The sequence below is a fragment of the Pantoea agglomerans genome, from assembly GCF_021397715.1.
GTDB classification, from domain to species: Bacteria; Pseudomonadota; Gammaproteobacteria; order Enterobacterales; family Enterobacteriaceae; genus Pantoea; species Pantoea astica.
The window spans coordinates 902,013-924,155 of sequence record NZ_CP090207.1 but is presented as its reverse complement, the minus strand read 5'-3'; the positions used below and the strand labels follow the sequence as shown (position 1 = coordinate 924,155).

Here is a 22,143-nt window from a genome sequence, read left to right as displayed (position 1 = left end):
AATTAGCCAGTAAACAAATCTGCTGCCTGGCCTGCTATTCATCATCCTGATGTGCAGCCAGCACCGGTAAATACCAGCGCTGTGCCGCCTCAGTTATCTGGTGTAGCTGTGTCTCTTCCAGCACGCGACACAGGCGTTGCAGGTAGGGATCGCTGCCTTCACCCTCTACCTGATAACTGCCTGACCACGCCGTCAGCAGGCGATTACGCGCTTTAAGCTGGGTCGCCTCATCAGTCAGAAGTTGCTGGTTTTTTTTGTCATAGCTGGCCGTTAACCAGGCGCCGCCGCTTTTGTTAAGCAGCATCAGCGGCTGGCGCATACCGGCCAGGTAGCCCGCGACATAATCATTCAGCGCCGTAAGAGCCTCCTGCTGACTTACCGCCAGAAAGCACCAGCGACTGTGTTGCCGGCCATACATCCGGCTGCTGCCGGTTCCGCCCAGTGCGCAGTAGACCAGATGCTCCAGCCAGAGCAGCAGGCCGTCGTTCATGTTCAGCACACCTGGCCGCCAGCGCAATAGTCCGTCACTCTGCACCTGCGTCAGCCAGCCGGTCAGGCTGACCTGTTCCAGCTGCAGATTGACTTCCCAGCTCTCGCCTTCGCTGCGCTGGGTAACCACTTCTGCCGCCACTTCCTGCATCTCGTCACGCTGCGCCTGCCAGAACAGTTCACCAAACGCACCGTAAGGCAGATTACCCGCCGCACGGTGGTGCGCATAGAGCCGCTGGGTATCCTCCCCTTCCACCAGCGCATTCAGCAGCTGCGCGTTAATCTGATAACGCTCCAGATTATCAAGAGCAAAGGGTTCGCTGTCGGGCAGTTCGTTCTCTTCCAGCCAGAAATTGACCCCGAGCCGTTGATGAAACCATGCCCGCACCGGATGGCGCCAGAAGCGCAGAAACGCCTCCAGCGTCAGCGTCTCAATCGTCGGTGCCGCCAGCGGCTGGACAAAATCGGGTTGTGGCTCTCCCGTTCCCTGCGCGGCCGGTAGCCATTCGCGGGCAAAGCTCTGCAGTCTGGCGGCTGGCTGGAAGTTATCGGCAGCAAACGGCATCCGGCTGTGCAGATGCTGCAGATGCTCCCGCACCCGCGCCGCACTCTCATCCAGATCGCGCTCTTCATCACCCTCCAGATAAAAACTCTGACCGATATAGTCCAGCAGTTCTGTGACCAGCACCGACGGGTAGCGTTCCGTATTATCCTGAATAGCCCGCCCGATATAGCTGATGTAGAGCTGCTGCTGTGCAGAGATCAGCGCTTCCAGAAACAGATAACGGTCATCGTCACGGCGGCTGCGATCGCCTTTGCGTGACTTTTGTTGCATCAAATCAAAACCTAACGGCGCTAAGGTGCGCGGATAAACGCCATCATTCATCCCCAGCAGACAAACCACCTGGAACGGAATCGACCGCATCGGCATCAGGGTACAGAAGTTGATCTGTCCGGCAAGAAAACGCTGGCTGATACGCTGCTGATCCAGCCGGCTGCGGAGATCGTCACGCAGCAGGGTGACCGGTATCGCCTCTTCAAAGCGGGCGTCCATGCCATATTCAATCAGCGCCTGCCACTGCTCTTCAACCAGCAGCAACGCCGCTTCGGTCTCCGCATCCGGGCTGAAAAAGGCGTTCAGCAACTCGCGGCATAGCGGCAGCCAGGCCTGCAGCGGTCGTGGTTCGGCCAGCCGCTGCCGCCAGTGGTTAAGCCGCGACAACAGCTCCGCCAGATGCCCGGCCAGTTCGCCCACCAGACCACTCGATTCGTCATACGGCAGAATGCCTTGCCAGTCACCGTTGTGGCTTTCCATCGCATAGCCCAGCAGCATACGCTGCAGACCAAAGCGCCAGGTGTGCTGGCCGGTAATCGGTAATGACAGGGCTTCCACGCTGGCGTCATCCAGCCCCCAGCGCACCCCCGACTCACTAACCCAACGTCGCAGCAGGCGCAGACCGCTTTCATCGATGGCGAAATGGCTGGCCAGCGCCGGCACATCCAGCAGCGCCAGTACATCTTCTGAGACAAAGCGGCTATCCGGCAGCGCCAGCAGGTGCAGGAACGCGACAATCGCCGGATGTGCCTGGCTGGCGCGGCGATCTGAAATGGCAAAGGGTAAATAACGGTCCGCAGGCGCGTTGGCGAAAACGGCCTGAATAAAGGGCGCATAAGCGTCGATATCGGCCACCATGACAATAATGTCACGCGCTTTCAGCGCCGGGTTGGCCTCCATCAACGCTAACAGGTGATCCTGCAGCACTTCAACTTCACGCTGGGCACTGTGGCACACCTGTACCGCCACTGAGCGATCGGCGGGATCGAGCCGGCGTTTCTGATCGCTGTGCGCCAGTTCGGCGGCGTTCAGCCCGATGACCGCGTTGTCCTGCAGGTTGAGCAGATCGGACTGCAGGCAGTGCAGCAGATTGTCTTCTTCCACCTCAACAAAGGCGTCGATGTCGTCATTATCTTCCATCTGGCTGAGCAGAAAAAGATTGTCACGCCCCAGCTTGCCCCATGAGGCAAGCAGAGGGTTCGTCAGCTGTTGTTCACCCGCCTCATTGAAGAGCGCAGGCGCCTGTTCCACGTCACGGAACAGTCCGCGCTGTTCATCCGCGCCATGACGCCGACGCTGACGGCTTTGCAGCTTCGCCAGAAAGGCATAATCCTGAATATCGCCCCAGTAATCGCGGCAGGGATTGGTAAACAGCAGATGGATATCGATATGGCGTCCCAGCGCCTGCAACGCCTGAAGATAGACCGGTGGCAAGGCGGAGATGCCACAGATAAAGACCCGCTTCGGCAGATTTTCTGGCGTGTGCTGCGCCTGCTCCAGCGTCTGAATAAAACGCGCATAGAGGTTGGCACGATGCCATTTAGGCTGGCGCAGGGTTTCGGTATAGCTGACCAGATCGCGCCACAGCGCCGCCTGCCAGCGCTGCGCCTCGCCCAGTCCCTCAATGGTTTCACCGCGCTCCCAGCTGTTGAGCCAGTCGGCGCGATAGACCAGATACTGGTCAAACAGATCCGCCACCCGCGAGCTCAGCTGGAACAGTTTACGTTTGTCGCCATCGTCATGCAGGTAGTGGCGCAGCGAGATAAATTCCTCGTGCTCCAGCATTTCCGGCAGACGATGCATCAGCTTCCAGCTCATGCTGGCTTTGCTGAACGCGCTCTCTACCGGAATGTCGGGCAGCACCCGAACGAACATCTCCCAGATAAAGCTGGCCGGCAGTGGAAATTCGATGTTGGCGGCGATACCAAAGGTCTGGGCCAGCTCCATTTGCAGCCACTGCGCCATCCCCGGGCTTTGCACCAGCACCATCTCTGAGGCGAAAGGGTCATCCAGTGGATCATGTTTAATCACCGCAGCCGCCAGAATCTTCAGCACATCAAGCTGATTTGAGTGATAAACGTGAAACATGAAAACTCCTGTGGTAACTCAGAACATAACTGCGGTATTGCGGCCCGGTAACTCTACCGCGGATCGTGGTTGAAGCCCATCAAAAGGGCGTTTGCGACTGCGGTTTAACAGCGTAATCGCGTCAGGGTAGCCGTACGCTGCTGCGGCCCCTGGACATCGGCCCGTTCCTGCACACAGCCTGTCGGGCTGCTCTGGCGTTGCAGGGTGGAATGCCAGCCTGCGACCGCCTGCCCGACCAGACGTTGTTCCGCTACCCGCCACGCCTCGCGCTGCTCCCACTGCTGGCTGAACCCGCGAACCAGCGCGCGATGATACTGTAAAAGCGCACTGCTGCTTAATGCCATTAACAGCAGAGCAAATAACGCTTCCGGCAGGCTGAATCCGCCGTTCTCAGAGACAGTCGCCTGGCCTGGTGAGCGGACAGTAGTCAATCCAGCCGTGCGGCAGCGCCTGAATCTGGCCCTGCTGGCGTGTGACCCACTGCCACACCGCGGTGCCACTGCCGCTGGCCTCACCTTTGAGCAGCCCTTTTCCATCTTCACCTCGCTGTAGACAACTGCGCCAGCCCTCGCCTTCGTTAAGCTGGCAACCGGCCGTTTCGCCCGCCGGCCAGCGTTGGGTTAAGCCCCATTGCAGTGCCGACTGCGCCCGCCAGAAATCCTGTATGAACTGCTGCTCGTCAGCCAGTAACAGCATCCCCTGCTCCAGCATTTTCCGGCTGGCATGCAGCGTCAGGCTGCCGATCACTAACAGCATTAACACCATGCCCAGCGTGCTGCTGCCCCGCTGCTTCACAGGTTTTCACCCTCTACCCAGCTTTCCACCGTTTCCAGCCAGCGTCCGGCTCGTCCCTGCAACCGTAACCGGATTAGCTTCTGCTGGCGGGTCACACTGAACTGCTCCAGCGTCAGGAAAGCCGGATCGGAGAGCCGTTCCCAGCCGCCAGAACCGCAGTCACCAACCCCACGCTGCATCTCCAGCTGTTGCAACCGCAGGCGATAGCCGTAGTGATCGCTGTCCGCCTGGTTAACGCCTTCCCACTGACCGTTGCTGTTCTCATCCCAGCGCAGCAGCAGACAGTTTTCACTGATTGTCAGCGCGCCGCTGCCACACTCGCCGTGGCAATAGCCGGCACGCCGCACCGCCTTTTCCAGCGTGGCCATGATCTGCTGAAGCTCCTGACGCAGCTGCGCCCGCTGCAACAATTCGACGTTTTCGCCCAGCAGCAGCGGCAAGAAACGTCCGGCGCTGACCATCAGCACCGCGCCAATCGCCATTGCGATCAGCATCTCCAGCAGGCTGAATCCGGCCGCTTTCAACGGCACGCCTCATCTTCGGTAAAGCAAAAACGGATGCGCGCCCGGGCCGAAATAATCAGCCGCAGCCGGCCTGCGTCATTACCCAGCTCAAGGCTGCCTGCTCTGGCTACGTTGCGACGACCGTAAAAACCCGGCTCACCGCGTAATTCGTACAAGGTTACGTCAGAGTACGGTGCGACGAAATGCAGCCGCTTTCCTGCCTGACATGGCCCTGATGGCGGACTGCCGCTGCCAAGACACCAGGGTTGGCCCGCACGTGACCAGAGGATCAGGTCACGATTTTGCCGGAACGCCTGAGCACGCAGCCGCAACAGAAATCCCTGCAGCTGCTGGGCGGTATCGCGCAGCTGCTGCCGTTGCTGCCAGCGCTGCCAGCCGTGAAGTGCACCGAGGCTCAGGATGCCGGCGATCACCATCACCACCAGCAGTTCCGGCAGGGTAAAACCGCGTAACGGGTATCTTTTCATGGCGCTAGCGTGCCGGGTGATGAAAGCGGGAACAAGCGGGCTGTTGGGAGGCTGGAAGCGACATCGCAGAGAAAACGATCATCAGACATTCAGTGGCATGACGCTGCGAGCCGTGCCGCATATTTTTACCGCTCAGGCATAAAAAAAGCCCCGGCGTGCAGAGCATCACCGGGGCTTTTTCATTTGCATGGGTTAAATCGCGACCGGCGCCTTAATGGCCGGATGCGGATCGTAACCTTCAATGTCGAAATCATCGAACTGATAGTCAAACAACGAAGCGGGTTTACGCTTAATGACCAGCTTCGGCAGCGGACGCGGCTCGCGGGTCAGCTGCAGGCGCGCCTGCTCCAGATGGTTACTGTAGAGGTGAGTATCTCCGCCGGTCCAGACGAAGTCACCGACCTGCAGGTCGCACTGCTGCGCCACCATATGCACCAGCAGCGCATAACTGGCAATGTTGAACGGCAGACCCAGGAAGATGTCGCAGGAGCGCTGATAAAGCTGGCATGAGAGCTTGCCGTCAGCCACGTAGAACTGGAAGAAGGCGTGGCACGGTGCCAGCGCCATCTGATCCAGTTCACCCACGTTCCAGGCTGAGACGATGATCCGCCGTGAGTCAGGGTCGCGTTTCAGTTGCTCGATCACTTTGCTGATCTGGTCAATCTCTTCGCCGCTGGCGGTGCCCCAGCTACGCCACTGCTTGCCATAAACCGGGCCAAGATCGCCCTGTTCATCCGCCCACTCATCCCAGATTGAGACATTATTCTCCTTCAGGTAACCGATGTTGGTGTCACCTTTCAGGAACCACAGCAGCTCATGAATGATGGATCGGATATGGCATTTTTTCGTGGTGACCAGCGGAAACCCATCCTGCAGATTGAAACGCATCTGGTGACCAAAAATTGAAAGCGTGCCGGTTCCGGTACGGTCAGCTTTTGGCGTGCCTTCATTCAGCACATGTTGCATCAGGTCCAGATACTGTTTCATTTTTCCTCACGAAATTGTGGCTGTGGACGACGACGATAGGCCCAGATCATCATGGCGATACCGGCAATAATCATGGGGACGGAGAGAATCTGCCCCATACTGATTCCGCCTTCAAACAGGCCAAGCTGGGCATCCGGCTGGCGGAAGAACTCGACGATAATACGGAATGCGCCGTAACCGATCAGGAACAGGCCAGAGACGCTGCCCATCGGGCGCGGCTTACGAATAAACAGGTTAAGAATGATGAACAGCACCACCCCTTCAAGAATCAGTTCATAAAGCTGCGAAGGATGACGTGGCAGCACGCCGTAGGTATTGAGCAGCGCCTGATATTGTGGGTTGGTGGCGGCCAGCGCGACATCTTCGCTGCGTGAGCCCGGGAACAGCATAGCAAACGGGAACCCCGGATCGACACGGCCCCACAGCTCGCCGTTAATGAAGTTGCCAAGACGGCCTGCACCGAGACCAAACGGGATCAGCGGGGCGATGAAATCAGCCACCTGGAAGAAATGGCGTTTAGTGCGGCGAGCGAAGACCAGCATCACCACAATCACCCCAATCAGGCCACCGTGGAATGACATGCCGCCATCCCAGACTTTGAACAGATAGAGCGGATTTTCCAGGAACAGCGGTAAATTGTAGAACAGCACGTAACCGATACGGCCGCCAAGGAACACGCCGAGGAAACCGGCATACAGCAGGTTTTCCACTTCCTCTTTTTTCCAGCCGCTGCCGGGCTTGTTGGCGCGACGCACCGCCAGCCACATGGCGAAAACAAAGCCGACCAGATACATCAGACCGTACCAGTGCAGCGAAACCGGTCCGATCGAGAAGATCACCGGATCGAACTGCGGAAATGCAATATAGCCGTTATTCATCATTCACCGTCTATTCTTCGGCCCTGAAAAAAGGGCGTTAACAGGCACATAAATTAAGGCTGCGCATCATAGCACAGCCGGTTTTGTCAGTTGACGCCGAAATGTAAATGCGGATAACGCTTAGCGGCCTCCGCGGATCAGACCGCCCAGTCCACGCCGCTCCATAAAGGTAGAGACCAGATGGCGAACCTCGGTAGCGGTATGCGCATTCATTCCCTGTTCACTGAGCTTCTGCGCTTCTTCCTGATCCAGATGGCGCAGCAGGTATTTCACGCGCGGCACATTTTTACCGTTCATGCTGAGATGGTGATACCCCATCCCCACCAGCAGCGCGACACACATCGGATCGCCTGCCATTTCACCACACAGGCAGAGTTCAAGATTGGCCTGACGGGCTTCGCGGGCGATAGCGTGCAGGGCGCGCAGCATCGCCGGGTGCAGCGAGTCGTAGAGATTGGCCACGCGGGTGTTGTTGCGGTCCACCGCCAGCAGATACTGGGTCAGATCGTTGGTGCCGACCGAGACAAAGTCGACGCGCGACGCCAGATGCGGGATCATAAACAGCATCGACGGCACTTCAATCATGATACCGATGCGCGGCGTGGGGATGGTGTAGCCCAGCATCTCTTCCACTTCGCGACCGGCGCGTTCGATCAGCCGTTTCGCCTCGTCGATTTCGTCGATATGACTGATCATCGGCAACAGAATACTGAGGTTGCCGGAGGCCGCATTCGCCCGCAGCATGGCACGCACCTGGACCAGGAAAATTTCCGGCTGGTCGAGCGTCAGGCGGATACCGCGCCAGCCCAGGCAGGGATTCTCTTCACTGATCGGCATGTAGGGCAGCTGTTTATCCGCGCCCACATCAAGGGTGCGCAGCGTGACCGGCTTGTTGTGAAACAGCTGCAACATGCCCTGATACTGTGCCACCTGCTCCTCTTCTGACGGGAAGCCGTTCTGCAGCATAAAGGGGATTTCGGTGCGATAGAGGCCGATGCCGTCAACCCAGCTGCCGAGCGCCTGTTCATGCTCCGGACTTAATCCGGCGTTCAGCATCACCTGCACCCGCTCGCCGCTTTTCAGCTCACCGGGTTGATCGACGACCCCTTCGGCCGTTTTGCTCAGCGCGTTCTCTTCGCTGATCAGCCGCTGATACTCCTGCACCAGCACCGGTTCGGGATCGATTAACAGCTCGCCACGGTAACCATCGACGATCAGCAGCCGTTTATTCAGCTGATGCGGCAGGATATCGGCACCCATGACCGTCGGGATACCCATGGCACGCGTCAGGATCGCCGCATGGGAGTTAGCGGCACCGTCGCGCACCACCACGCCAGCCAGCCGCTCGTGCGGCAGCTCCGCCAGCGAGGTGGCAGTCAGTTCATCCGCCACCAGCACAAACCGCTCCGGCCAGGCGTTGGTGCCGACCAGCGAATCATCGAGATGGAATAACAGACGCTGACCCAGCACGCGCAGATCACCCGCGCGTTCCCGCAGATAGCTGTCGGTCAGGCTGGCGAACTGTTCGGCAAACTTCTCGATCACCTGTTTAACCGCCCACTCCGCCACCGATCCGCGTTCGATCTCATCGAACAGATCTTTCTTCAGGCGGGCATCGGTTAACAGGTGGGAATAGAGGTCAAAGATCGCCGCGCTCTCTTTCTGCACGCTGGCACTGAAACGCTTGCTGAAACGGCGAAATTCGCTGGCGGCTTCGCTCATGGCGAGCGACAGGCGTTCACGCTCACGCTGAACATCCAGCGTTGAGGCCGCGGAGACCTGATCGAGCAGCGGCTGCGTCTCATCGACCCAGCCCGGTGCTACCGCCACGCCTGGCGCGGCGGCGATGGCACGTATCCGGGTCTGACGGAACTGACCAAACAGCTGCCCCATCTGGGATTGCGACAGCAACGCCGCCATCTGCGTGGCCAGCGTGACCAGAAACGACTCTTCGCTCTCATCAAACTGACGATGTTCACGCTGCTGTACCACCAGCACGCCCAGTAGCTGGCGACGGCTGATAATCGGCACGCCGAGGAAGGAGCGATAGCGCTCCTCTTTCACCGCGGGGATATATTTAAAACTGGGATGACTTTGCGCGTCGGCGAGGTTGATCGGCTCGGCCAGACGACCGACTAAACCGACGATGCCTTCGTCGAACGCCAGCGTCACGGTGCGGCCACGCGGCTTTTTCAGGCCGCGCGTCGCCATCAGGTAATAGCAGCGACGATCGTGATCGGCGAGGTAAACGGAACAGACTTCCGTTTCCATCGCCAGACAGATCTCATTGACCAGAATGTCGAGTGCTTCATTCAGACGCGGCGCACTCGCCACTTTTTCTACAATTTCGCGCAACTGAGTGAGCATAAAGGGCGTGGCCTATCCTCTCTTACGTCGATGGGCAGGATTGTTTCGCTGCCCCGCACTCTCCTGCATAGACATCACCACGCCAGCGAATTCCTTCATCACCCGACGGTAGACGTCGCGTTTGAAGGAGACAACCTGACGCACCGGATACCAGAAGCTCACCCAGCGCCAGCCGTCAAACTCAGGCGTGCTGCTGTGCTGCACATTGATATCCGCGTCATTAGACATTAACTGCAGAAGAAACCACTTTTGTTTCTGGCCGATACATACCGGCTTTGTGTCCCAACGCACCAAACGTTTTGGCAACTTGTAGCGCAACCAGTTACGGGTAGATGCAAGTATTCGAACATCTTTACGGTGTAACCCCACTTCTTCGAACAGTTCGCGATACATCGCCTGTTCAGCGGTTTCACCGGGATTGATGCCTCCCTGAGGAAATTGCCAGGAGTGCTGTCCAAAGCGCCTGGCCCATAACACTTGTCCCTGCCTGTTACAAATTACGATACCAACATTCGGGCGGTAGCCATCATCATCGATCACCGGACTACCTCAAAGCTAAATTTGAATAGGCTGATTGTTTCACACTCCTTACAGGCGGTAAACCACTGGATTCACGGGGTGTTAAGCGTAAAACTCCGGGATAACTCACAGAGAAGCCGCTAGTTATGAACAATCCCCGTCAGAAAAATCGATCTTATTCACCTTTTCTGTGGATAGCTTTGTGCAGAACGCGGGAGTTAACTGAATAACCTTGCTGAACGTTTCAGGCAGATGAAAAATCCATTATTCCATATAAGATTGATTATAATAGATAAAATTGAAAAATAAACAAATTATCACGGCGATTAACCCCCGACAAAACTGTCCACTCTTTACAGTTGGATGAATTTTAAGCGCTTAGCAGGTTATCCACAACAGATCGCTCAGCCTTAGGTCAGAGCGGTGAAATTAGCGTCAAAAACGGCAAAGTCAAGGCTGTAAATGGAACCAGTACCGCACAGGCTGGCGGGTTATCCCACTTTTCTGTGGATAACCGGGTATGAGATCCTGTTCATTGTTGCGAGTAAGTTGGGATAACCTGCAAGCACCCCTTTCATTGCCCGCGAGATCCGCTGAAAAAAGCACGATCTATCATGTTATTATCCTCACTCAGCGCAGTGAATTGTTCAGTTAACCCCACTGCGCAACATCCTGTACAAATTTTAAGCAACATGAGTAATCACCATGAGCCACCTGCCAGCACCGCCTGAAGATGAAGCTATCCTGCTGGCCCGGGCGCAGGCGTTAGCCGGATTAACGCTGGAAACGCTGGCCGATCGGGCCGGTCTGACGATGCCTCCCGACCTGAAACGCGATAAAGGCTGGGTCGGTATGCTGTTGGAACTGCTGCTCGGGGCCAGTGCCGGCAGCAAAGCCGAGCAGGACTTCGCCCATCTCGGTATTGAGCTAAAAACCATTCCGATTGATGCCACAGGGAAACCGCTGGAAACCACCTTTGTCTGCGTTGCCCCGCTTACCGGTAACAGTGGCGTTACCTGGCTGACCAGCCACGTACGTCACAAACTGGCGCGGGTGTTGTGGATCCCGGTCGAAGGCCAGCGTGATATTCCGCTGCGGCAGCGTCGGGTCGGGGCACCGCTGTTATGGAGCCCGAACGCAGAAGAAGATGAGATGCTGCGTCAGGACTGGGAAGAGTTGATGGATATGATCGTGCTGGGTCAGGTAGATCAGATCACCGCCCGCCACGGCGCCTGGCTGCAGATCCGTCCCAAAGCCGCCAACAGTAAAGCGCTGACCGAAGGGATTGGCGATCAGGGTCAACCGATCCTAACCTTACCGCGCGGCTTTTACCTGAAGAAGAGTTTTACCGGACCGCTGCTGGCGCGCCACTTTCTGCTGTAGCAATGACATTCTCACCTGACGTGGCGCAATTTTGTGGGAGAGAAGCAAATTCAGTGCGTATAATCCCCGTTTAATTTTCGTTTAGGATTGAATGTAGGTATGTTTGAGTGGATTGCCGATCCCAACGCCTGGCTGGCACTGGGAACCCTGACCATCCTTGAGGTGGTGCTGGGTATTGATAACATTATTTTCCTGTCGTTAGTGGTCGCTAAACTGCCTAAGCACCAGCAAGCCAGCGCACGCCGCATCGGTTTACTGGGCGCGATGTTAATGCGTCTGGGACTGCTGGCCTCTATCGCCTGGGTGGCCAGACTGACCAATCCGCTGTTTACGCTGATGGACCACGCCTTCTCTGCCCGCGATCTGATTCTGCTGTTCGGTGGTCTGTTCCTGCTGTGGAAATCGAGCATGGAGATCCACGAAACCATCGAAGGTAACGAAGCGGAACAGAAATCCAACGTCCATTCGTTCCTCGGCGCGATCGTACAGATCATGCTGCTGGATATTATTTTCAGCCTCGACTCGGTGATTACCGCCATCGGCCTCTCCGATCATCTGTTTATCATGATGGCGGCGGTAGTGATCGCAGTGCTGATGATGATGTTCGCTGCCCGCACCATTGGTGAGTTTGTTGAGCGCCATCCGTCGGTGAAAATGCTGGCGTTAGCTTTCCTGATTCTGGTCGGTTTCACCCTGATTCTGGAGAGTTTCGCGGTTCATGTACCAAAAGGTTACATTTATTTTGCCATGTTCTTCTCAATGGCGGTTGAGTGCCTTAACCTGATGCGCGGTAAGAAGAAAACCGCATAGAAATGTCAAGGGCGAGCGTGCTCGCCCGCAAATTTTCAGATTCCTACGATTAACCCGGCCGGCAAAACAATTTATTACTACACTTTTTGCAGTCGATGATGTGTGGAGATGAGGCGTAATGAAAGGATGGGCAGGTGTAGCAATTGTGGCGCTAACCGCAGCGATGTTAAGCGGATGCAGTTCAGATTATGTGATGGCAACTAAAGATGGCCGGATGATTATGACCGAAGGTAAGCCGACCATTGATAAAGAAACCGGGCTGGTGCAGTACACCGATCAGTCGGGTCACGCAGTACAGATTAACGGCGATGAGGTCTCGACCATCATTGAACGCTAAGTGCGAAATTGACTCGCCTGCCGCATCTTCCCCGCTGGCAGGCGTTTTCCCCAACTTTTCCCCCTTCCTTCCCCGCCATTGCTCGCGCTATAGTCCCTGAGGAGACAACATTCCATTCCATAAAGAAAAGGAAGCTGGCAATGCACTATCATCGTATTCCCCATAGCACGCTGGAAGTGAGTCAGCTGGGGTTGGGCACCATGACGTTTGGCGAACAGAACAGTGAAGCCGACGCCCATGCTCAGCTGGATTTGGCTATTCGTTCCGGCATTAACTTTATTGATACTGCCGAAATGTATCCGGTGCCACCGCGCCCGGAAACCCAGGGTCTGACCGAACAGTACATTGGCAGCTGGCTGAAACAGCGCGGCAGCCGTGACAAAATCATTCTGGCCAGCAAGGTGTCGGGCCCGTCGCGCGGTAACGATGCGTCGATTCGCCCTAACATGGCACTGGACCGCAAGAACATCCGCGAAGCGCTGGATGCCAGCCTGAAACGCCTGAATACCGACTATATCGATCTCTATCAGCTGCACTGGCCGCAACGTCAGACCAACTATTTTGGCAAGCTGGGCTATCAGTACAGTGAAACCACCGCCCAGGTGACGCTGCTGGAGACGCTGGAAGCGCTGACCGAACAGGTGCGCGCCGGTAAGATTCGCTATATCGGGGTGTCGAATGAAACCGCATGGGGCGTGATGCGCTATCTGCAACTGGCGGAAAAGCATGAACTGCCGCGCATCATCAGCATTCAGAATCCCTACAGCCTGCTGAACCGCAGCTTTGAAGTGGGTCTGGCCGAGATCAGTCAGCATGAAGGGGTTGAGCTGCTGGCTTACTCCAGCCTGGCGTTTGGCACCCTGAGCGGTAAGTACCTGAATGGCGCGCAGCCTGCCGGTGCCCGCAACACGCTGTTCAGTCGCTTTACCCGCTACAGCGGCGAGCAGTCGCAACAGGCGGTTGCCGAGTATGTGGCGTTAGCCCGCCAGCACCAGATTGATCCGTCACAGATGGCACTGGCTTACGTGCGTCAGCAGCCGTTTGTCGCCAGCACCCTGCTCGGCGCGACCACGCTGGAGCAGTTGCAGACCAACATCGACAGCTTCAATCTGACATTAAATGCTGAGATCCTGGAAGGCATAGAGGCGATCCACCGTCGTTATACCTATCCGGCTCCCTGAATCAGCCCGTGCCGGTCGCCAATAGCGCGGCTGGCACCCTTTACAGAGGGCGGGAATAGAGCATCACAGGCTTGTCGGGATATTCCAGCGCCTCGCCCTGAGGCTGCCAGCCAAAACGTTCGTAATAGCCGCTGAAGGTTGACCACAACCACAACCGCGAATATCCCTGCGCCTGAGCGTGCTGAATCACCCGCTGCTGCAGCGCTTCACTCACGCCTTTGCCGCGCGCGGACCTATCCACATAGAGGGCCGCCAGCCACGGGAAGAGATCCTGACGGCTGATCAGATCACAGCGCCAGAAGCCCACCGTACCTATCGCATTGCCCGCCTCCACGGCGACAAACGTCACCGGAAAATCGCTTCCGCTCAGGCTGCTGGCGACAATGCTGGCGAAGAAGTCACGGCTGTCAGGATCGCCGAAAGCCCGCCACTGCCATTCGGTAATCTGATCGGCAAACTGAGGCACGGCGCTAAGCGGCACTATCTTCATTAATGACTCTCCACTACATCAGCTTTCCCTGAAAGATCGGTACTGAATCAAACAGATAACCGTCGAAGTCAGGCGCATCCGCATCGGAGAGCTCCAGCAGCGTATTTTTAACATTCTCAAGGTGCTGCCAGGTGGCCTGCCATGCGCCCATCACATCGCGACGGCGCAGAGCGGCCAGAATGGTCTGGTGATCGCCCAGCCACTTCAGGCGGTAGGCGCGGGTTTCAAACTGGGGACGCAGCTGCTGCCACAGCGGGCTGCTGTCGTGATGTCGCCAGATGCTGGTCACGGTGTCGAGCAGCATCTGATTCTGACTGGCTCCCGCCAGCAACAGATGAAATAACTTGTCGTTATCCTGACTGCTGTCATTGGCGGCGATGGCACGCTGCTCCTGCTCCAGCGTGCGGCGCAGGTTTTCGATGTCCGCCTTGGTCGCCATTTTAGCGGCAAAGGCGGCGATATTGCTCTCCAGCAGCTGACGCGCCTGCAGCATTTCAAACGGGCCAACATCGCTGCGGAAAAAAGCCTCTTCTTCATCGTCGCTGGCGGACGGAATACGCATCACGTAGACGCCGGAACTCTGGCGAATATCCACCGTGCCTTCCAGCTCCAGCATCAATAACGCCTCGCGCACGATGGTCCGGCTGACGCCCCAGGTTTCAGCCAGCTGACGTTCAGGCGGCAGGCGCGATCCCACCGGATAATGTCCGTCGCTGATTTGCTGGCGCAGATGCTGACCAATTTCCTGATACTGCTTTTTTTCTTGCGGCGCTTCGGCTTTGTCCACGCTTTCACCCTTTGCAATCAATGCGCTAACGGCATTGCCGCCGTTCCCTGCGCGACAATGCCCGCGAGCCGGAGAAGATGGCTCGCAAACTGTGCCTCAGTGTATCAAAGCCAGCGCCTGATCGAGTACCTTTGCGCCATTCAGGGTGCCGTAAGCGACGGTATCAATCACCGCAATCGGCAGCTGATAGCTGTCGGTCAGTTTTTTATTCTCTTCCAGTTTAAAGCGCACCTGCGGCCCCAGCAGCACCGCCACCACTTCGCTGCCGTAATTTTGCAGCTCCTCACGCAGATTCTGTTCGGGGATGGCGTAGATCTGAAAAGATAATCCGCGCGCGGCGGCCTCTTTTTCCATTCTTGTCACCACCATTGATGTCGACATGCCTGCGGCACAGGCCAGAACAATACGTTTCATTCTCGCTTCCTCGGGTTATTTGGTTACTTAGGCTCATCATCAAGCCACAGGGTAAATTGCTGGTTATCGCGCAGTGCCCGGAACCAGTGGGCGGACTTTTTCATCCGGCGCTGACGCTGGTTCTCCAGGTCGATTTCAATCAGGCCATAGCGGTTTTTGAAGGCGTTCATCGGCGAGACATTGTCGGTGAAGGCCCACAGCATATAGCCCTGACAGTTGATGCCCGCCTGTTGCGCGCGGATCGCCTGATGCAGATGCTCGCTGATAAAGTGGATGCGGTAGTCGTCCTGAATTTCCCCCTCTGCGTTTTTGAACTGCGCTTCGTTTTCGACGCCCATGCCGCTCTCGGCGACAAACCACGGAATGTTGCCGTACTCATCGCGCATTCGCTGCGCCATATCCCAGATGATTTCCGGCTGAATTTCCCAGCCGCGCGAAGAGTTCATCCGCCGGCCCGGCAACTCAAAGTGCTCGTAATACCAGGCGGGATGGAACGGCGTTTCCGGATGCCAGGCTCGGGACGGGGCTTTTACGCGGTGCGGATAGTAAAGATTAAGCCCGACCTCATCGACGGTATTGCCAGCGATGATCGCCAGCTCTTCCGGCGTTGCTTCCCACTGAATCTGATGTTTATCCAGCAGTGCCAGCAGCTCCGCCGGATAGGTGCCTTTAATAGCCGGATCGAGAAATACCCGGTTATAGAACAGGTCATAAATATGCGCCGCCTTCCGGTCATGCGGGGCTGACGAGCGCGGATAGGTGACTTCCGGGTTGAGGATGGTGCCGATGCGACCGGCATAGCCCGCCTGGCGGAACAGCTGCACCACCCGGGCGGTGGCCAGATTTTTATGGTGGTTCCACTGCATCCACTTATGGGTGTTCTGCTCATAGGGCCAGCGCAGCGCATCGAGATAGACGCGGGTCTGCACCACAATCGGCTCGTTAAACACAAACCAGCGCGTCACCCGTCCGGCATAGCGTTTAAACACCTGTTCGACGTAACGGATAAACAGCTCAACCACATGCTTTGACTGCCAGCCGCCATACTGCTCCAGCAGCGTGGCGGGCAGTTCGTAATGCTCCAGGCAGAGCATTAGTTCAATCCCCTGGCGCTGCATCTCGTCAATCAGCCGGTCATAGTAAGCCGCGTACTCTTCGTCCACCGTGGCCGTTTCATAGTCGGTGAGAAAACGCGACCAGTTGATCGAGGTACGATAGTGCGTCAGCCCGCTGGCTTTCATCAGCGCCACATCTTCTTCAAAACGGTTAATAAAATCGGTGGCGATGGCCGGGCCATAGCCGTTATGCCAGACGTGCCGATCCTGCTGATACCAGGCGTCTGCCCAGGAGTCCTGCCCTACTTTTTTCCCGCTCCAGCCCTCGGTTTGCCAGGCTGAAGCAGCAGCACCGAGAATAAAATTTTGCGGGATCTGAATCAGCTGGCGACTCATAACACCTCCGGTCGGTTCGGGGTCAGTTCAGGTTGTGAATTTTGCGCTTCGGCAGCATCGGCGCGGCGGGCAGCCACTTTGACAAACGGCAGGTAGATCAGCACCGATACCAGAATGCAAATGATCTGGGTCACGACCGCGCCCATCGATCCCGCCGTCGAGAGCCAGGCGTTAATGATCGGTGGCGTGGTCCACGGCACCATCACCACCGCTTTGCCGGCGAATCCCATCACCGTGGCGAAATAGCCGATGGAACCGGTCACCAGCGGCGTAATGATGAACGGGATCGCCAGGATCGGGTTGAGCATAATCGGCATACCAAAGATCACCGGTTCATTGATATTGAAAATGCCGGGGCCGAATGAGAGTTTGGCGATTTCACGCATCTCCTTGCGCCGCGTTGCCAGCATCACCGCCGTCAACAGACCGATGGTGAGGCCGGAACCGCCGATGCTCATGTAAACATCCCAGAACGGCATGGTGATGATATTTGGCGCCTCTTTGCCCTGCTCAAAGGCGGTCATATTGACCATAATCGCCCCCAGCAGCAGCGGTTCACGAATCGGTTTCACCATCTGATTGCCGTGAATGCCAATGACCCAGAACAGCTGGGCAACGAACATCAGAATCAGAATCCCCCACAGGCTCTGCACTACCGACTCCAGCGGTTGCTGCACCACCTGATAGACCGCGTCATACAGATACATGCCGCTAACGCGATGGAAAACAAAGCCAAAGGTGGCCACCAGCGTCACGGTGATAATCGACGGGATCAGCGCCGAAAAAGAGGCGGCAACGTTGGGCGGCACGGTATCAGGCATCTTAATTTTCAGCCGCTCAACCTGTTCGAGACGGCAATAAACCTCGACCGACAGAATGGCGATAAACATGCCGAGAAACAGGCTTTTGGTATCTGAAAACTGCTTCGCCAGCACATCGGTGACCAGATGCATCTGACCGTCGACCATCATCTGTAAGGTGGTCGGCGTCACGGAGACAAAACAGATGACCGCCAGCAGGCCAGGGAACAAGGTTTTGATGCCGTTGATACGGCCCAGCTCAATCCCAATCAGGAACACCGCGCCAATGTTGAGGAAGCTCAGCGTGGCATAGTTAATACTGCTGGTGATCGGTTTCAGATCGGCTAAAAAACTCAGCGCGGCGAAGCTGGCGAGGCCATTTTTACTGTCCAGCACCATGTTTGAAATCAGCACCGAGAAGGCGCCGACGATGATCACCGGCATCAGGGTAATGAACGAGGCTTTGATCGCCATGATGTAGCGGTAGCTATTGAAGCGGGTGGCAAAGCTGCCCAGCGAATCGATAAGGCGGTCCTGTAGAGACATGGGTCAACCCTCAGAGATGTAAGATTGGCATTCCAGTAGTCGTGGCTATCTTCCCTGTTAGTGGCATACCAAAATGACGATTATCCCCGTTTCTTTCTGTGACAAAGCTCCCGGAAACGTTTTTTGGCATTCCAGTAAGATTAAAAAAGCCAATTTGGCATACCAATAACGGAGGTCGTATGGATTTCGAACAAACCATGATGGAATTGCTGATCAATGCCGGGGAAGCCCGATCGTCAGCGATGATGGCGATCCAGTGCGCTCGCCAGCGTGACTGGTCAGGTGCCGACGCGGCGCTGGCCGCCTCCGATGCCGCAGCAAAAGAAGCGCATAAGGTTCAGACGCAGTTGATTGGCGCGGATGAAGGCAGCGGCAAGTTACCGGTGACGCTGATCCTGGTGCATGCACAGGATCATTTAATGAATGCGATGTTGTGTCGCGATCTGGCGGAGGAGATGGTGATGCTGCGTAAAGAGCTGTTTAACTGACAGGCGGCCTTTGCTGCCGCCTGTGCGGCCGGTCAGACCTCTTCCAGCGCCAGTAATTCCTGGATGGTCTGCGCGCGGCGGATCTCGCGCGGTTGCCCCTGTTCGAACAGCACTTCCGGGATCAGGGGACGGCTGTTGTAATTGGATGACATCGACGCGCCATACGCGCCGGTGTCATGAAACACCAGATAATCGCCGACCTGCGCCGCCGGAATAGCACGGGTATCGACTTTGCCGCCTTCCAGCTGGGTAAAGACATCGCCCGATTCGCACAGTGGACCGGCGACCACCGTGTCGATAGTCTGCTGCTCATCAATCGCCCGCTCATCGCCCGCCATCAGCGAGATATGGTGATAGCTGCCGTACATCGACGGGCGCATTAAATCACTGAAACCGGCGTCGACCAGCACAAAGTGACGGCTGCCCATCTCTTTCACCGCCCTCACCTGCGACACCAGCACGCCCGACTCGGCCACCAGGAAACGACCCGGCTCAATTTCCAGTTTGACGTCATGACCCAGGTGCTGCGCAATACGCTGGCGCGCGGCATCCCACAAACCAAAATAGTGATCGGTATCGATCGCCTCTTCACCGTAGCGATAGGGAATCGACAATCCGCCGCCCGCTGAGATCGCGGTCAGATCCTGACCGAACTCCACCACCAGACTGACCATCGCATCACATACCTGTTGCAGATGGGCGTAATCAACGCCGGAACCGATATGCATATGAATGCCCACCAGTCGCAGGCCATATTGCTGGATTGCCGCCAGCGCTAAGGCCAGATCCCCGTGCCAGATACCGTGCTTGCTGTTTTCACCGCCGGTATTGGTTTTCTGACTGTGGCCGTGGCCGAAACCGGGGTTAACCCGCAGCCATACCGCATGGCCCGGCGAGACAGCCCCCAGCTGATGCAGCATATCGACGGAACCGGCATTAACCGGCACCTTCAGCGCCGCAATCCGCGCCAGCGTGGGCTGATCAAACAGGTCAGCAGTAAACACGATCTCGTCACCACCCGGCTGGTATCCCGCCACCAGCGCACGTTCTATTTCGCCCAGCGAGACCGAATCAACCTTAACGCCCGCCGCCCGCATCAGGCGCAGGATATGGATATTTGAGCAGGATTTCTGGGCAAAGCGCACCACATCAAACGCCTGCAACTGGGTGATGCGCGCCTGAATGATTTCGGCATCGTAGGCCCAGAACGGCCCCGCATAGCGGCGTGCCAGCGGCAGCAGGTTAGTGGCGTTGAGCGCGGTTTCAGTGGTCTGTAAGGAACGGGGCATAAGGATTCTCCTGTGGCGATAACCCCATTAAGCCAGAATCGTGCTATAGCGAAAAATATCTGTTTTAATAGCATCTATGCATAATTGATATGGGATGGCAGTGTGGCGAACATCAACTGGCGACACATTGAAATTTTTCACGCGGTGATGACCAGCGGTAACCTGACGCAGGCCGCGACGCTGCTGCACACCTCGCAGCCGACGGTGAGCCGGGAGCTGGCGCGGCTGGAGCAGCAGCTCGGACTGCAGCTGTTTGGCCGGGTGCGCGGACGTCTGCAACCAACGGTGCAGGGGCTGCGGCTGTTTGAGGAAGTGCAGCGTTCCTGGTATGGGCTGGATCGCATCATGGAGGCGGCGGATAACCTGCGGCAGTTTCGTCAGGGCGAGCTTTCGGTTGCCTGTTTACCGGTGTTTTCGCAGTCGCTGCTGCCACCGCTGTGTCAGCCTTTTTTGCAGCGCTATCCGGATGTCAGTCTGAATGTGATCCCGCAGGAGTCGCCGCTGCTGGAGGAGTGGCTGTCGGCGCAGCGCTATGACCTCGGTTTAACCGAAACCCAGCATGCACCGGCCGGTACCGATCGTTATGCGCTGTTAACCTGCGATGAGGTCTGTGTGTTGCCGCAGCAGCATCCTCTGAGTCAGCGTGCCGTACTGACGCCGCAGGATTTTGCCGGTGAGAATTATGTCAGTCTGTCGCGCACCGACAGTTATCGCCAGCTGCTTGATGCGCTGTTTCATGAACAGGAGGTGGATCGTCGTCTGGTGCTGGAAACCCACAGCGCCGCGTCGGTGTGCGCTATGGTCAGAGCGGGAGTCGGCATTTCAATCGTCAATCCGCTGACGGCGCTCGATTATGCCGACAGCGGTGTGGTGATGCGGCGGTTCAGCGTGTCGGTGCCCTTTACCGTTAGCCTGGTCCGGCCGCATCACCGCCCTGCCTCGGCGCTGGTCGATGCGTTCGTCAGCCATCTGCAACAACAGGTGGCTGACTTTCCGGCGCGCATCGCCGCACGCCTGGTTTAAGCGCGCACCGCAGAAGCCGCGCCACCCGATTTGCGGAAGGTGATCAGGCAGACCAGCAGACCGATCACCGCCAGCGCCGCGGCGGCAACCGGTACCGCCGTCAGGCCGTAACCCCGGCCAATCACCGCCCCGCCGACCCACGCACCCAGCGCATTACCGACGTTGAACGCGGAAATATTCAGGGTCGAGACCAGATTCGGGGCCTCTTTACCGTGACGCACCACGTTAATCTGCAGGCCTGGCACGGTGGCAAAGGTTGCCATCGCCCACAGGAACAGGGTGATCTCTGCCAGCCACAGCGCGTGGCTGGTCCAGCTGAACAGCAGCGAGAAAATCGCAATCAGGGAGAAGCTGAGGATCAGGCTGAAGGAGACTTTCCAGTCCGCCATTTTACCGCCCAGAATATTGCCGACCGTCAGGCCCGCGCCAATCAGGAACAGCGTCCAGCTGACGCCGCGATCGCTGATCCCGGTCACTTCTAACAGCAGCGGCGCGATATAGCTGAACAGCGCAAACATCGCCGCGGCAAAAAATACCGTCATCAGCAGCGACAGCCACAGTTTACCGTTAGCCAGCGCGCTCACTTCACTGGCGAGATCGACCGGTTTTTCCTGTTTGTTATCTGGCAGGCTGACAATCAGGGCGATGAAAGCCAGCACGCCGATAACCGCCACGCCCCAGAAGGTCGCGCGCCAGCCGAACAGCTGACCAAACCAGGTGCCCAATGGCACGCCCAGTACGTTAGCCAGCGTCAGCCCGGTAAACATCAGAGCCACGGCAGACGCCTGACGTTCCGGCGCCACCAGACTGGCCGCCACCACGGCACCAATGCCAAAGAAGGCGCCGTGGCACAGCGCGGTCACGATACGTGCCAGCATCAGCAGGTTATAGTTGTAGGCCAGCGCACACAGCAGATTGCCTACGATGAAGATCACCATTAACAGCATCAGCGTTTTTTTACGCGGCAGCCGGGCGGTCAGCAGCGCCATAATCGGTGCGCCAATCGCGACGCCTAACGCATACCCGCTGATTAACCAGCCTGCTGACGGAATCGACACCTGAAGATCGCCTGCCACATCCGGCAGCAGGCCCATAATGACAAACTCGGTGGTGCCGATGGCGAACGCACTCAGCGCCAGCGCCAGTAACGCTACAGGCATAACATTTCTCCCAATACGATGAAAATGCAGGTGAA

Annotated in this window: 22 protein-coding genes; 6 read left to right on the top strand and 16 right to left on the bottom strand. The window is 57.2% G+C overall.

The window, feature by feature from the left end:
* Window positions 1–34: 34 nt before the first annotated feature.
* The 9 genes from recC to rppH form a co-directional block, all read right to left on the bottom strand.
* Window positions 35–3,412: an exodeoxyribonuclease V subunit gamma gene (gene recC / locus LZU96_RS04505; protein WP_233987245.1), complete on the bottom strand. Its 3,378-nt coding sequence runs from the start codon at window positions 3,410–3,412 to the stop codon at window positions 35–37.
* A gap of 104 nt (window positions 3,413–3,516) precedes the next feature.
* Entirely contained in the window at window positions 3,517–3,843 is a 327-nt protein-coding gene (locus LZU96_RS04500) for a prepilin-type N-terminal cleavage/methylation domain-containing protein (protein ID WP_233987244.1), read from the bottom strand.
* Window positions 3,803–4,207: a DUF2509 family protein gene (locus LZU96_RS04495; protein WP_233987243.1), complete on the bottom strand. Its 405-nt coding sequence runs from the start codon at window positions 4,205–4,207 to the stop codon at window positions 3,803–3,805. Before LZU96_RS04495 ends, LZU96_RS04500 begins: the two co-directional genes overlap by 41 nt.
* Complete coding sequence (locus LZU96_RS04490) at window positions 4,204–4,731, bottom strand: prepilin peptidase-dependent protein (RefSeq protein WP_233988129.1); 528 nt, start codon at window positions 4,729–4,731, stop codon at window positions 4,204–4,206. Before LZU96_RS04490 ends, LZU96_RS04495 begins: the two co-directional genes overlap by 4 nt.
* Entirely contained in the window at window positions 4,728–5,198 is a 471-nt protein-coding gene (locus LZU96_RS04485; protein ID WP_233987242.1) for a prepilin-type N-terminal cleavage/methylation domain-containing protein, read from the bottom strand. The genes LZU96_RS04490 and LZU96_RS04485 overlap by 4 nt, the downstream gene beginning before the upstream one ends.
* Window positions 5,199–5,390: 192 nt before the next feature.
* A complete protein-coding gene (gene thyA / locus LZU96_RS04480; protein WP_233987241.1) occupies window positions 5,391–6,185 on the bottom strand; it encodes a thymidylate synthase in 795 nt (264 codons plus the stop codon).
* Window positions 6,182–7,063, bottom strand: a complete 882-nt coding sequence (gene lgt / locus LZU96_RS04475; protein ID WP_094120945.1) for a prolipoprotein diacylglyceryl transferase — start codon at window positions 7,061–7,063, stop codon at window positions 6,182–6,184. Before lgt ends, thyA begins: the two co-directional genes overlap by 4 nt.
* Before the next feature lie 120 nt (window positions 7,064–7,183).
* Window positions 7,184–9,430, bottom strand: coding sequence for a phosphoenolpyruvate--protein phosphotransferase (gene ptsP, locus LZU96_RS04470; RefSeq protein ID WP_233987240.1), 2,247 nt, complete (start codon window positions 9,428–9,430; stop codon window positions 7,184–7,186).
* A gap of 12 nt (window positions 9,431–9,442) precedes the next feature.
* Window positions 9,443–9,970, bottom strand: a complete 528-nt coding sequence (gene rppH, locus LZU96_RS04465) for an RNA pyrophosphohydrolase (protein ID WP_031376193.1) — start codon at window positions 9,968–9,970, stop codon at window positions 9,443–9,445.
* A gap of 684 nt (window positions 9,971–10,654) precedes the next feature.
* Here rppH and mutH point away from each other — a divergent pair.
* The 4 genes from mutH (at window position 10,655) to LZU96_RS04445 (ending at window position 13,660) form a co-directional block, all read left to right on the top strand.
* Window positions 10,655–11,332: a DNA mismatch repair endonuclease MutH gene (gene mutH / locus LZU96_RS04460; RefSeq protein WP_233987239.1), complete on the top strand. Its 678-nt coding sequence runs from the start codon at window positions 10,655–10,657 to the stop codon at window positions 11,330–11,332.
* Between the two features lie 99 nt (window positions 11,333–11,431).
* Entirely contained in the window at window positions 11,432–12,142 is a 711-nt protein-coding gene (locus tag LZU96_RS04455; protein ID WP_233987238.1) for a TerC family protein, read from the top strand.
* A gap of 118 nt (window positions 12,143–12,260) precedes the next feature.
* Window positions 12,261–12,479: a YgdI/YgdR family lipoprotein gene (locus LZU96_RS04450; RefSeq protein ID WP_233987237.1), complete on the top strand. Its 219-nt coding sequence runs from the start codon at window positions 12,261–12,263 to the stop codon at window positions 12,477–12,479.
* A 140-nt stretch (window positions 12,480–12,619) separates the two neighbouring features.
* Entirely contained in the window at window positions 12,620–13,660 is a 1,041-nt protein-coding gene (locus LZU96_RS04445) for an NADP(H)-dependent aldo-keto reductase (RefSeq protein ID WP_233987236.1), read from the top strand.
* Between the two features lie 40 nt (window positions 13,661–13,700).
* On the opposite strand, the gene LZU96_RS04440 is transcribed toward LZU96_RS04445, so the two are convergent.
* From LZU96_RS04440 to LZU96_RS04420, 5 genes are all read right to left on the bottom strand, one after another.
* Complete coding sequence (locus tag LZU96_RS04440; RefSeq protein WP_233987235.1) at window positions 13,701–14,150, bottom strand: GNAT family N-acetyltransferase; 450 nt, start codon at window positions 14,148–14,150, stop codon at window positions 13,701–13,703.
* A 13-nt stretch (window positions 14,151–14,163) separates the two neighbouring features.
* On the bottom strand, window positions 14,164–14,937 hold the full coding sequence (locus LZU96_RS04435; protein ID WP_033733824.1) for an FCD domain-containing protein: 774 nt from the start codon (window positions 14,935–14,937) through the stop codon (window positions 14,164–14,166).
* 96 nt (window positions 14,938–15,033) lie between these two features.
* The gene (locus LZU96_RS04430; protein ID WP_233987234.1) at window positions 15,034–15,351 is read right to left on the bottom strand and encodes a PTS sugar transporter subunit IIB; all 318 of its coding nucleotides are present in this window, start codon (window positions 15,349–15,351) and stop codon (window positions 15,034–15,036) included.
* A 23-nt stretch (window positions 15,352–15,374) separates the two neighbouring features.
* Window positions 15,375–16,802: a glycoside hydrolase family 1 protein gene (locus tag LZU96_RS04425; protein WP_233987233.1), complete on the bottom strand. Its 1,428-nt coding sequence runs from the start codon at window positions 16,800–16,802 to the stop codon at window positions 15,375–15,377.
* The gene (locus LZU96_RS04420; RefSeq protein ID WP_233987232.1) at window positions 16,799–18,148 is read right to left on the bottom strand and encodes a PTS sugar transporter subunit IIC; all 1,350 of its coding nucleotides are present in this window, start codon (window positions 18,146–18,148) and stop codon (window positions 16,799–16,801) included. Before LZU96_RS04420 ends, LZU96_RS04425 begins: the two co-directional genes overlap by 4 nt.
* A gap of 179 nt (window positions 18,149–18,327) precedes the next feature.
* Between LZU96_RS04420 and LZU96_RS04415 the strand changes: the two genes are divergently transcribed.
* Window positions 18,328–18,636 carry a PTS lactose/cellobiose transporter subunit IIA gene (locus LZU96_RS04415; protein WP_233987231.1) on the top strand — a complete coding sequence of 103 codons (309 nt, stop codon included), beginning with the start codon at window positions 18,328–18,330 and terminating at the stop codon, window positions 18,634–18,636.
* A gap of 32 nt (window positions 18,637–18,668) precedes the next feature.
* On the opposite strand, the gene lysA is transcribed toward LZU96_RS04415, so the two are convergent.
* Complete coding sequence (gene lysA / locus LZU96_RS04410) at window positions 18,669–19,925, bottom strand: diaminopimelate decarboxylase (protein WP_233987230.1); 1,257 nt, start codon at window positions 19,923–19,925, stop codon at window positions 18,669–18,671.
* A 102-nt stretch (window positions 19,926–20,027) separates the two neighbouring features.
* Here lysA and LZU96_RS04405 point away from each other — a divergent pair, with 102 nt between their 5' ends.
* A complete protein-coding gene (locus tag LZU96_RS04405; RefSeq protein ID WP_233987229.1) occupies window positions 20,028–20,948 on the top strand; it encodes a LysR family transcriptional regulator in 921 nt (306 codons plus the stop codon).
* Here LZU96_RS04405 and LZU96_RS04400 read toward each other — a convergent pair.
* Window positions 20,945–22,108 carry an MFS transporter gene (locus LZU96_RS04400; RefSeq protein WP_233987228.1) on the bottom strand — a complete coding sequence of 388 codons (1,164 nt, stop codon included), beginning with the start codon at window positions 22,106–22,108 and terminating at the stop codon, window positions 20,945–20,947. The two genes, LZU96_RS04405 and LZU96_RS04400, sit on opposite strands and share 4 nt — an antisense overlap.
* Window positions 22,109–22,143 lie beyond the last annotated feature (35 nt).